Annotated in this window: 9 protein-coding genes; 3 read left to right on the forward strand and 6 right to left on the reverse strand. The window is 62.4% G+C overall.

Annotated features, from left to right (window positions below; translation table 11 throughout):
* Positions 1 to 190: 190 nt before the first annotated feature.
* Both AC07VF_RS24520 and AC07VF_RS24525 read right to left on the reverse strand, forming a co-directional pair.
* Positions 191 to 2,614 (reverse strand): glucose/quinate/shikimate family membrane-bound PQQ-dependent dehydrogenase, encoded by a 2,424-nt coding sequence (locus AC07VF_RS24520; protein WP_495009843.1) that lies wholly within the window; start codon positions 2,612 to 2,614, stop codon positions 191 to 193.
* A 231-nt stretch (positions 2,615 to 2,845) separates the two neighbouring features.
* Positions 2,846 to 3,265 carry an NUDIX hydrolase gene (locus AC07VF_RS24525; protein WP_495009844.1) on the reverse strand — a complete coding sequence of 140 codons (420 nt, stop codon included), beginning with the start codon at positions 3,263 to 3,265 and terminating at the stop codon, positions 2,846 to 2,848.
* A gap of 251 nt (positions 3,266 to 3,516) precedes the next feature.
* On the opposite strand from AC07VF_RS24525, the gene AC07VF_RS24530 reads away from it, so the two are divergent.
* Complete coding sequence (locus AC07VF_RS24530; protein WP_495009845.1) at positions 3,517 to 3,912, forward strand: ester cyclase; 396 nt, start codon at positions 3,517 to 3,519, stop codon at positions 3,910 to 3,912.
* Between the two features lie 61 nt (positions 3,913 to 3,973).
* On the opposite strand, the gene AC07VF_RS24535 is transcribed toward AC07VF_RS24530, so the two are convergent.
* The 3 genes from AC07VF_RS24535 to AC07VF_RS24545 are packed head-to-tail and all read right to left on the reverse strand — an operon-like array spanning position 3,974 to position 7,858.
* Complete coding sequence (locus AC07VF_RS24535; RefSeq protein ID WP_192172321.1) at positions 3,974 to 5,191, reverse strand: c-type cytochrome; 1,218 nt, start codon at positions 5,189 to 5,191, stop codon at positions 3,974 to 3,976.
* Between the two features lie 10 nt (positions 5,192 to 5,201).
* Positions 5,202 to 7,394, reverse strand: coding sequence for a xanthine dehydrogenase family protein molybdopterin-binding subunit (locus AC07VF_RS24540; protein ID WP_495009846.1), 2,193 nt, complete (start codon positions 7,392 to 7,394; stop codon positions 5,202 to 5,204).
* A gap of 11 nt (positions 7,395 to 7,405) precedes the next feature.
* Complete coding sequence (locus AC07VF_RS24545; protein WP_074893339.1) at positions 7,406 to 7,858, reverse strand: (2Fe-2S)-binding protein; 453 nt, start codon at positions 7,856 to 7,858, stop codon at positions 7,406 to 7,408.
* Between the two features lie 517 nt (positions 7,859 to 8,375).
* Between AC07VF_RS24545 and AC07VF_RS24550 the strand changes: the two genes are divergently transcribed.
* Complete coding sequence (locus tag AC07VF_RS24550; protein WP_192172323.1) at positions 8,376 to 8,648, forward strand: DUF2790 domain-containing protein; 273 nt, start codon at positions 8,376 to 8,378, stop codon at positions 8,646 to 8,648.
* A 171-nt stretch (positions 8,649 to 8,819) separates the two neighbouring features.
* Here AC07VF_RS24550 and AC07VF_RS24555 read toward each other — a convergent pair whose 3' ends face one another.
* Positions 8,820 to 9,719 carry a LysR family transcriptional regulator gene (locus AC07VF_RS24555; RefSeq protein WP_495009847.1) on the reverse strand — a complete coding sequence of 300 codons (900 nt, stop codon included), beginning with the start codon at positions 9,717 to 9,719 and terminating at the stop codon, positions 8,820 to 8,822.
* A gap of 117 nt (positions 9,720 to 9,836) precedes the next feature.
* Here AC07VF_RS24555 and AC07VF_RS24560 point away from each other — a divergent pair, with 117 nt between their 5' ends.
* Entirely contained in the window at positions 9,837 to 10,703 is an 867-nt protein-coding gene (locus tag AC07VF_RS24560; RefSeq protein ID WP_495009848.1) for an aldo/keto reductase family oxidoreductase, read from the forward strand.
* Positions 10,704 to 10,963: the final 260 nt, after the last annotated feature.

Consider the following 10,963-nt stretch of genomic DNA (forward strand, 5'->3'; position numbering starts at 1 on the left):
TTTAGCCGGGAAGAGGCCGGTGTAATCGCCCTCGATTTTGCAGCGTGACGCCCGACGCCTTCCCGGCTGAAGCCGGTCCCACAAGGTAAACGCAGTTCCCAAAATGACTCCGGCCCGAGCCTTTCCCCTGATGCAAAAAAAAACCGCTGCGCCCTTCATCAAGGCGTCAGCGGTTTTTTTGTGGGAACGGTTACTTGCCGTCAGGCAACGCGTAGGCAATCACGTAATCACCCCGATCCGCCGACTGACGGGCGCCGCCAGCGGTGATGACGATGTACTGCTTGCCGGTTTTCGGTGACACATACGTCATCGGGCCGCCCTGGCTGCCAACGGGCAAGCGGGCTTTCCAGGCTTCTTCGCCGGTGGCGCTGTTGAACGCGCGCAGGTAGTAATCCTGGGTGCCGGCGATGAACACCAGACCGCCCTGGGTCGACAGCGTGCCCCCCAGCGTCGGCATGCCGATCGGCAGCGGCAGGTGCATTTTGATGCCCATTGGGCCAGTGTCCTGAACGGTGCCCACCGGCACTTGCCAGGCAATTTTTTGGGTCTTCATGTCGATGGCGGTCAGCGTGCCGAACGGCGGCGCCTGGCACGGGATGCCGGCCACGGACAGGAAGCGGTTTTTGTTGACAGCATAGGGCGTACCTTTCAGCGGCACGGCGCCCATGCCGGTGTTCAGCGCTTCACCGCCGGAGGCTGCGATGGCGTCCTTCAACTGCGGCACCATCTGAATCCACAGGCCCAGGCGCATGTCATTGACGAAGATGAAGCCATGCACCGGGTCGGTCGACAGGCTGCCCCAGTTCATCCCGCCCAGGGAGCCCGGAAAGCTCAGGGAAATGTCGGTGCCCGGCGCGGTGAACAGGCCGTCGTAGCGCATCTTCTTGAACGAAATCCGGCACAGCAGCTGGTCGAACGGCGTGGCACCCCACATGTCCGATTCGGTCAGTGTCTGCGCGCCGATCTGCGGCATGCCCACGGATTTTGGCTGGGTCGGCGAGTAGGGTTCGTTGGGGATGTTCGACGCCTTGACCGGGACTTCCTTGACCTCGGTCAGCGGCTGGCCCGTGTGGCGATCGAGGACGAAAATCTGCCCGGCCTTGGTGCCGATGACCAGCGCCGGCACCTTGCTGCCGTCAGGCTTGGCGAAGTCGATCAGGCTTGGCTGCATCGGCAGGTCGAAATCCCAGAGGTCGTTGTGGACCGTCTGATACACCCACTTCTGCACGCCGGTGGTGGCGTTCAATGCCAGCACCGAGGCGCCGTAGGTGTGGTCGAGCTCCGTGCGTTTCACACCATAAATATCGGTGGACGAACTGCCCATCGGCAGGAACAGCGTGTTCATGGCCGGGTCGTAGGACATCGGTGCCCAACTGTTCGGCGTGCTGCGCACATAGGTTTTGTCGGCGGCAGGGGCCTGCTTGTCTTCGGGATTGCCCGGATCGAACGCCCAGCGAATCTGCCCGGTGACCACGTCAAAGCCCCGGATCACGCCGCCCGGCATGTCGGCCTGTACGTTGTCGGCCACGCGTCCGCCGACGACCACGGTGGTGCCGGCCATCAGCGGCGCCGATGACAGTTGATAGTAGGAATCGGGCACGTTGCCCAGACCGGCCTTGAGGTCGACCTGGCCGTTGTTGCCGAAGCCTTGGCAGAACTCGCCGGTGTCGGCGTCCACGGCAATCAGGCGCGCGTCGATGGTGTTGGTCAGCAAACGACGCTGGCAGTTGGCGCCGGCCGGCACTGCGACCGGCGCGGCTGGGGTGCTGCCATCGGTGGGTGGCGCAACGGCGGCGCTGGCATCGAAATAGGCCAGCCCGCGGCAGCGTTGCCACACGGCGGACTTGGCGTTGATTTCGTTTTTCCACAATTGCTTGCCGGTATCGGCGTCCAACGCGATGAGGTTGTTGTGGGGCGTGCAGATGAACACCTTGTCGCCGATCTGCAACGGGGTCATCTGGTCTTCGGCGCCATTGCCGTCGCTGATGGCGACGTCGCCGGTGTGGTAGGTCCAGGCCGGCACCAGCTTGCTGACGTTGTCGCGGTTGATCTGGTCCAGCGCGGCGAAGCGGCTGCCGCCCTCATCGTTGCCGTAATGGGCCCAGTCTTTCTGCGCGTGGGCCGGATCGACTTTGGTCAGCGCCGGGCCATCGCCCGTCGGCGACACCGAGGCATGGGGCTGAAACATCCCCCAGAACCCGGCGACCAGCGCCACCGCCAGCACACCACCAACGAGGTAACCGACGCGACCGGCTGCGAGGCCATTGGCCTTGCGCAGGCAAGGGTAGATCAGCGCGACCAGCAGACTCAGCACGCCAAGCGCAAACAGGCGGGAAACCAGCGGCCAGAACACCAGCCCGGCGTCCACCAGCGCCCAGATCAGCGTTAGCAGCATCACCGCTGCGAACAGCCACGCGCCTGACAGGCGACGCCGGAACAGCAGGACGGCCGAGATAATCAGGCCCAGACCGGCCAGCAGGAAATACGCACTGCCGCCTAGCGTGACGAGATAGCCGCCGCCGGCTGCAAAAAGTAATCCGAAAACCAGCACGCCCAGCGCGACGACCCGAATGGGCCAGCGGCTGACGGCTGCCGAAGGTTGTGAGTGATTCATGAGGCATTCCTGCTGACGCGAAGAAGGGTCGTGGACGACCGATCAAGTGAGGTGGGGACAAGGGTTTAGAGCGTGATGGCTGCCAGATGGAGTTCTTCCGGCATTATCCGTCGCGTAATTAACCGGTTAGTTAATTCCGGTGACGATATCAAAAAAACGCCATGCCTGCGTCAATTTGTCTCTGTTTGGGTGAGTCGGGGCGGGCGTCCTTCGGTGCTGGACGTGTCAACGCTACTGATCCATGAACTCGCGTAAGCGGTGTTGCAGGCGGTCAACCGCGTTGTCCATCGCAAGAAACGCCTCCACCGTCATCACCTGCCAGCGCTGGCCTTCGTCGCCGAACACCACCTGATCGAAAAGGCCGTCAGCCACTTCAGCGACGAAGAACCAGGTGTCGAGCCCGTTGACGCCCTGACCCGGGTAGACCCGTTTGTGGATGAAGGAAGCGGGGTCGAGGACAATGCCGAATTCTTCCAGCGTTTCCCGCACGGCGCACTCTTCCGGGGTCTCGTCGCCTTCGCGGCCGCCGCCGGGCAGGTCCCATAGATTCGGCCACGGGATCTCCGGCTTGTCATCACGTTGGTACGTCAGCAGCGAACCGTTGCACAGAATCGCGACTTTCGCACCGGAGAAGGGAGGGTGGGTGGACATGATTGTGCCTTCATCGAGTCAGTGCGGATAACCTAGCACTTCCTGGCTGAGGCATCTTCTTGCAGCCGGTAGCACTGACACACCGCAGCCATTCAGTAGGACCGCTTCAGCCGGGAAGGCATCAGTCGTCACACTGCAAACGTGATGGTGTTCATGCCGGCCTCTTCCCGGCTAAAGCCAGTCCCACTAAAAGCATCGCCTGTTTGCAGTGGGACTAACATTCATTTGCCCTACCCACCCCGGGAGACACCATGGACCACCAGACACTCAAAGACGCCTACACCGGCTACATCGCCTGCCTCAATCGCCAGGACTGGGCTGCCTTGGGAGACTTCGTCGGCGAGGAGGTGCATTACAACGGCGAGCGCGTCGGCCTGGCCGGCTATCGGCAGATGCTGGAGCGGGATTTCCGCGCCATTCCTGACCTGCGTTTCGTCATCGATCTGCTGATTGCCGAGCCACCGCACATTGCCGCGCGGCTGACGTTCGATTGCACGCCGGTGGGCGAGCTGTTCGAGGTGGCGGTGAACGGGAGGAGGGTGCAGTTTACGGAGAACGTGTTCTACACGTTTGAGGCGGGGCGTATCGTCAACGTCGCGTCGGTGATCGACAAGGCAGCGGTGGCGGCGCAGGTGCCGAAGCCCTGAACCGCCGAATAGCCTGGCAGCGCGGCTGACTCAGAGGAGAATCAGCGGCGCCACCCTTCCATCAATGCAACGCGCTGGCGCGGTTTTTGGCGACGTCTTCGGCTTTGACCTCGCCGTCGCTCTGACCGAACCGACGCAGCACGAAGGTGCTTACGGCCGCCAGTTCAGCGTCGCTGTAACTGCGGGCGAAGTCAGGCATGCGCTGGTCGACCCGAGCAGCGGTTGGCGTGTGACCTTCCAGCAGCGTCGCCATCAGGTTACGGCCTTTGGGGTCGTTGACGGTTTTCAAACCGGCCAACCCACCCGCCGGTGATTGCCGCCCGCTGCCGTCGATCTGGTGACAGGCCACGCAGGTGTCGTTGAACAGCTTCTGGCCGAGCCCCTTTTGCAGCGCGGCGTCGTTCACCGCCATGGTTGGGCGGGGGATGCCCTCGCTTCTCGCCGGCGTGCTCTTGAGGTACACCGCGATGGCTTTCAGGTCCGCTGGATCAAGGTAGCGCAGGCTGTGCTCGACCGCGTCACCCATTGGCCCGCCCGCGCCGCCGAAACCGGCCGCGTAGCCCTTCGACAGGTAGCTGACGATGGCGTCTTCCGGCCAGGCGCCGATGCCGTATTTGGCGTCGGAACTGATGTTGTAGGCCATCCAGTTGCCCAGTTCCGCACCCGCCAGTGAGTTGCCGGTGCTCATCGCCTGGAAGATGTTGCGTGGGGTGTGGCATTCGCCGCAGTGGCCCGGGCCCTGCACCAGATACGCGCCGCGGTTCCATTCAGCCGATTGCTTGCTGTCCGGGACGAAGCGTTCGTTGCCGGCGAAAATCGCGTTCCAGAACATCATTCCCCAGCGCTGATTGAACGGGAACGAAATCTTGTTCTCAGGCGGCATTTGCTTCACCGGTTCGAGGCTGAACAGGTAGCCCTTGATCGCCAGGATGTCTTCCCGGGACATCAGCGTGTAGGAGGTGTAAGGGAAGGCCGGGTAGTAATGCTTGCCGTCCTTGCCCACGCCTTTTTGCAGGGCGTCGACGAATTCGTCGTCGGTCCAGTTGCCGATCCCGGTTTCTTTGTCCGGGGTGATGTTGGGGGAATACAGGCTGCCGAACGGCAATTTAAATTCCAGCCCGCCGGCGTACGGCTTGCCGCCCGGCACGACGTGGCAGGCCACGCAATCAGCGGCGCGGGTCAGGTATTCGCCCTTGCTCATCGCTGGGGTGTCGCTCGCGTAAACGGTGCTGGCCAGCAAACCGGCCACAAGTCCGAGCGCAGTGTTGAAAACGTTCATGACGCGCTCCTCAAACAGTGAAATAGCCAAAGCGGCTCAACGGCAAACGACGCTCACGCACACCGGTCGCGGCGTACACCGCATTGACCAGCGCGGCCGCAGCGGGCACGGCCCCGGTTTCACCAACACCGCCAGGGGTCTCGACGCTGTCGACGATGTGCACCTCCACCGGTGGCGCGTCGCTCATGCGGATCTGCCGGTACTCGTGGAAGTTGGTCTGCTGCACTTGACCCTTCTCGACGAGGATTTCGTTGAACAGTGCGGCCGACAGACCGAACAGCGTGCCGCCTTCCATCTGCGACGCTACAGAGGTCGGGTTGGTCGCGAAGCCGCAGTCGATGACCGTCACCAGCCGCTTGATGCGCAGGCCTTTGTCGCCTTGCTTCTCCAGCTCGACGATGGTCGCGACAAAGCTGCCGAACACCGCCGTCACCGCCACGCCACGGCCGGAGCCGGCAGGCAGCGGCTTGTCCCACTCCACCAGTTGCGCCGCTTTGGTCAGCACCGCCTGAGCGCGGGGTTGCGACTGCATCAGCGCCAGGCGGTATTTCACCGGATCGACCTTGGCGTTGTGCGCCAACTCGTCGATGAAGCACTCGATGGCGTAGGTGCTGCGCAGCGGTCCGACGCCACGCCACCACGAGACCGGAATCACCTCGGGGTCGTGACGGATGTAGCGCACCTGCAGGTTGGGCAGGGTGTAGATCGGGTCCTTCGCCACTTCCACGGCATCGCCATCGACGCCGTCAGCCGGCAATGCGCCGATATAGGCCGCGACCACCGAGGCACCGGCGATGCGATGCTCCCAGCCCACCGGACGCAGGTCTTTGTCCAGCGCCGCATTGAGGCGGTCGACGTAGTGCGGACGATAACGGTCGTGGGTCATGTCCTCTTCACGGCTCCAGATCAGCTTGATCGGGTAGCTCAACTGGCGCGCGATGTCCACGGCCTGGAAGATGAAGTCAGACTCCAGGCGGCGGCCGAAACCACCGCCGATCAACTGGTTATGGATCACCACCTTTTCCACCGGCATGCCGCAGACTTTGGCGGCGCCCGCCTGGGCCATCCCCGGCGCCTGACAGCCGACCCACAACTCGCACGCGTCGGCGCGCACATGGGCGACGCAGGTCATCGGCTCCAGAGGGGAGTGAGACAGGAAGGGTTGTTCGTAGATCGCTTCGAAGCGGCTCGAGGCGTTTTTCAACGCCCCGGCGATGTCACCGGACTGGTGCGCGAACACACCGTCGCCAGCGCTCGCCTCGAACAGCGATTTGTCCAGCTGGGCCGAATCAAGACCGGCATGGGGGCCGAGGTCCCAGTCGATGTCCAGCGCCTTGAGCGCTTGCTGGCAGGACCAGAAGTTGCTCGCCGTCACCGCCACCGCGTTGTCCAGACGGACGATATCGCGCACGCCGGGGACCTTGCGCGCAGCGTCTTCATTCTTGACGCCGCGCAGCGTGCCGCCATGAACCGGGCAGGTGAGGGTGGACGCAATCAGCATCCCCGGCACTTGCAGGTCGATGGTGAATTTCGCCGTGCCATTGACCTTGTTCGGGGTGTCCAAACGCTGGACCGGCTTGCCCAGCAGCTTGAATTCGCTGACGGCTTTGAGGGGGATCTCGGTCGGCAGCGGCAGCTTCGCCGCAGCGTCGACCAGCTCACCGTAACCGGCACTTTGGCCGTTCGGGCCGATGACCCGGCCGTTCTCGGCATGGCACTGGCTCGGCGCGACTTTCCAGCGCATGGCCGCTGCCTGAATCAGCACGATCCGTGCACCGGCGCCGGCCTTGCGCAAAGGCTCCCAGCTGTAGCGGGTGGAGGTCGAACCGCCGGTGGCCTGGAAACTCAGCAGCGCGTCGGTGTACAGCGCTGCATTGGGCGGGGCCTCGGTGATGGTGATCTGGCTCAGCGGCACTTCGAGCTCTTCGGCGACCATCATGGCGATGCCGGTCTGCACGCCCTGGCCCATTTCGATCTTCGACGAAATCAGCGTGACGGCGCCGCTGTGGTCAATGCGCACGAAGGCGCCATAGCCTTGCTCGGCGTTGTCGCCCAGGCTGGCGCCCTTGACCAGATCAGCGGCGAAGCTGCGGGTGACTGACGCCGGCAGGTAGGTGCCGATGACCAGCCCGCCCAGCAGCGCACTGCCTTTGAGCAGCCCGCGACGCGAGAGCATCGCGGCAGATGATTGTGATTCGGACATGATGACTTCCTTCAGGCCTGGCTGACGCTTTTGATGGCGGCGCGAATGCGGGTGTAGGTGGCGCAGCGGCAGAGGTTGCCCGACATGGCGTTGACGATCTGCTCGTCGTTGGCTTTGGGGTGTTCCTGCAACAGCGCGACGGCGGACATGATCTGCCCCGACTGGCAGTAGCCGCATTGCACGACTTCATGGTCCAGCCAGGCTTTCTGTACCGCCTGCCCCACGGCCTGCTCGCCCACCGCTTCGATGGTGGTGACCTTGCGGCCGGCGACGGCGCTCACCGGCAGTACGCATGAGCGCACGGCCTGGCCGTCCAAGTGCACGGTGCACACGCCGCACTGGGCAATGCCGCAACCGTATTTGGTGCCGGTCAGGCCCATCACGTCGCGCAGGACCCACAACAATGGCATGTCGTCGGCGACATCCAGGTCGTGCTCCTGGCCGTTAATCATCAATTTCTGCATCACAACCTCAGACGGTCATCACGGTTGACGCACTGCGCCACGAGCAGGCTCGTGAGGCGGCATCAAGGCTTCGGTTTGTTTTAAAAAATAGCGCCGTGCCAGTGGCCAGCGCTTTATATAGGTCTGCTCGGACATTTTGGTTCGGGACGAGTCAGCGGGATGAATGGTAGTACGTTCATCATTGGAAATGTTTGATTGCGCTGAAAATATTTCCCGACAGGCAGTTCAATCACCCGCGACAACATGACGCGCTCCGCCGTAGAGCAGTCCCTGCATCTGTCGCACTTAACGGGGGGGCTGCGCCAGTCTCACTCGATGTGTTGAAAGTTGTGAGTTAACAGAATACGCAAGGGTCTATTACGGAAATTGATCTAATTAACTCAAGCATCGATGACGGTGATGGGCCTTATCGATTTTAAGTATTTATCATCTGCGCCGATCACGAACAGAATGGCCCCAGAAGCAAACGACAAGCGCTTTGCTCCCTTACTACTTAATGAACTTCTGGAGAACGACCATGAAAGTATTAGCCTTCGCTGCTCTGTCCCTCGTCAGTGTATTTGCCGCTGCCGGCGAACTCCCGGCCACCGGCCAACAGCACTCGGTCCAGGTTGAACAATACAACCGCCACAAAGGTATCGACGTCGCGAAAGTGATCAGCATTAAAAACGCCCAGGACCCACAGAAAGTTGATGGTCCGGTGCAATCCACCATGGTTTATGTTGACCACGCCGGCGTGACCCACAGCCTTGACTACACCATCATGGGTTACGGTCGTCAAAATGGTTGATCGCCAGTGCCCTGGCGGCTTCAACTACAAACGCTATAAAAGAAACGCTGCATTGAATGCAGCGTTTTTTTTTGCCTGATTATCTAGCTGCAACATCCTGCGGGCTAGTTCGACCATGAACTTGCAGTTATTTATTTAAAATATCTGGTCAGTTCTGTGCACGGACAAGCATCACGCCCGCCGCTGGATGAAGTCCAGAAAGGCTCTCAGCGGTGACGGCACATAGCGCCGCCCCGGGTAATACAGAAATGGCCCGCTGAAGCTTGGCCACCAGGGTTCGAGCACCGGTTCCAGCGCGCCGCTGTCCAGATGGGGGCGCAACCAGTCTTCGAACAACGAGACGATGCCCAGGCCGTCGATGGCGGTTTGCACGGCAAGGTCGACGGCGCCGCCGATCCGCACGGTCAACGGGCCGGTCGGCTCGACGCGAACCTCTTCTCCGTCGCGCTCGTATTCCCATAAAGGTATCGAGCCGCTCGGAAATTTGCCCCGCAGGCAACTGTGGTTGAGCAGGTCCCGTGGATGTTCAGGGCGGCCCCGGGCGTCGAGGTACGCCGGCGATGCGGCGGTCGCGAAACGCTGAACACGCGGGCCAATGGGCACGGCGATCATGTCCTGTTCCAGGCGGTCGTCGTAGCGGATGCCAGCGTCGCAGCCGGCAGCGAGCATGTCGACGAAGCTTTCCTCCGTGACCACTTCCATGCGGATGTCCGGGTGCGCTTGCAGGAACGGGGTAATGATCGCCGGCAATATCAGGCGGGCGGCGCTGACGGGCACGTTGAGCCTGAGCGTGCCGGAAGGGCGGTCGCGGAAATCATTGACCACGTCCAGCGCGGATTCGACTTCGCCGAGGGCCGGGACAATCCGTTCCATCAGCCGCGCGCCGGCTTCGGTCGGGACGACGCTGCGGGTGGTGCGGTTGAGCAGGCGCACGCCCAGGCGAGACTCCATGCGTCGAACAGCATCGCTGAGGCTGGACGCCGACTTGCCACTCAGCCGTGCGCCTTCACGAAAACCGCCTGCGTTGACCACGGCCACGAAGGCCAGCAAATCCTGAATGTCTGTCGCCATTGTCCGCTCACTCGTACAGCCCGTGCCGATTGCACCTGATTATCAGCGCAGCGGTCAACGCCTATAGTCAGCCCACCACTTGAGCCATCCCACATTCTTGATCACGAGGCGTCACCCATGAGCCAGGCCAGCAAGGCAGGACACTTTTCATTCGGCGGTCGCACCGTCAACCGCATGGGTTACGGCGCCATGCAGCTGGCAGGGCCCGGCGTTTACGGACCGCCGAAAGATCACGCGGCTGCCATCGCCGTTCTGCGTGAAGCCGTGGCCGCTGGGGTCAACCACATTGATACGGCCGACTTCTATGGTCCCCATGTCACCAACCGCCTGATCCGCGAGGCCCTGCATCCTTATGCCGACGAGCTGCTTATCGTCACCAAGGTTGGCGCCTCCCGAGGCACCGACGCTTCATGGAATCCCGCCAACAGCCCGGCGGAACTGGTGAGCGCGGTGCACGACAACCTGCGCAATCTCGGCGTGGAAGCGCTGCATGTGGTGAACTTCAGGGCGTGGGGCACCGGGCATTCGCCGGATGAAGCGTCGATAGCCGAGCAGTTCAGTGCGCTGGCTGAATTGCAGCGTCAGGGGCTGATTCAGCATCTGGGCCTGAGCAACGTCAGTGCGAAACAGGTTGCCGAGGCGCAGGGCATTGCCCAGGTGGTTTGCGTGCAGAACCATTACAACCTGGCCCACCGAGATGACGAGCAGCTGATCGCAGAACTCGGCAAGCAGGGCATCGCCTACGTGCCGTTCTTCCCGCTGGGCGGTTTCACGCCGTTGCAGTCCCAGACCCTGTCGGACGTCGCCACACGCCTCGACACCTCGCCAATGTGCGTGGCACTGGCATGGCTGCTGCAGCGTGCGCCTAATCTGCTGCTGATTCCGGGCACCTCCTCGGTGGCGCATCTGCACGAAAACCTGACGGCCGCCGAGCTGGTGATCCCCCAGGACATGCTCGCCGAACTCGACGGGCAGGGCGCCTGAAGCTGTCTCGGCTTGCGCCGGCCCTACGTCTGGCGCATGGGGTGCCACTGGAGGAATGCATGCTTTCAGTGGGACTGGCTTTAGCCGGGAAGAGGCCGGTGTGAGCACCATCAATTTGCGGTATGACCCTCGACGCCTTCCCGGCTGAAGCCGGTCCTACATTTAGAACACGCGGTGCAGCTGGATGAATGCGGTGTCATCGTAGGACCGGCTTTAGCCGGGAAGAGGACGGTGTGAGCACCAACAATTTTGCGGTGTGA

Source organism: Pseudomonas sp. GW821-FHT02H06 (genome assembly GCF_059421525.1).

What these genes read in the sequence shown, in the direction of transcription:
- AC07VF_RS24525 (WP_495009844.1), bottom strand. Translation starts at nt 3,265, where the DNA reads ATGTCCACCCACCCTCCCTTCTCCGGTGCGAAAGTCGCGATTCTGTGC.
- AC07VF_RS24535 (WP_192172321.1), bottom strand. Translation starts at nt 5,191, where the DNA reads ATGAACGTTTTCAACACTGCGCTCGGACTTGTGGCCGGTTTGCTGGCC.
- AC07VF_RS24545 (WP_074893339.1), bottom strand. Translation starts at nt 7,858, where the DNA reads ATGCAGAAATTGATGATTAACGGCCAGGAGCACGACCTGGATGTCGCC.
- AC07VF_RS24550 (WP_192172323.1), top strand. Translation starts at nt 8,376, where the DNA reads ATGAAAGTATTAGCCTTCGCTGCTCTGTCCCTCGTCAGTGTATTTGCC.
- AC07VF_RS24555 (WP_495009847.1), bottom strand. Translation starts at nt 9,719, where the DNA reads ATGGCGACAGACATTCAGGATTTGCTGGCCTTCGTGGCCGTGGTCAAC.
- AC07VF_RS24540 (WP_495009846.1), bottom strand. Translation starts at nt 7,394, where the DNA reads ATGTCCGAATCACAATCATCTGCCGCGATGCTCTCGCGTCGCGGGCTG.
- AC07VF_RS24530 (WP_495009845.1), top strand. Translation starts at nt 3,517, where the DNA reads ATGGACCACCAGACACTCAAAGACGCCTACACCGGCTACATCGCCTGC.
- AC07VF_RS24560 (WP_495009848.1), top strand. Translation starts at nt 9,837, where the DNA reads ATGAGCCAGGCCAGCAAGGCAGGACACTTTTCATTCGGCGGTCGCACC.
- AC07VF_RS24520 (WP_495009843.1), bottom strand. Translation starts at nt 2,614, where the DNA reads ATGAATCACTCACAACCTTCGGCAGCCGTCAGCCGCTGGCCCATTCGG.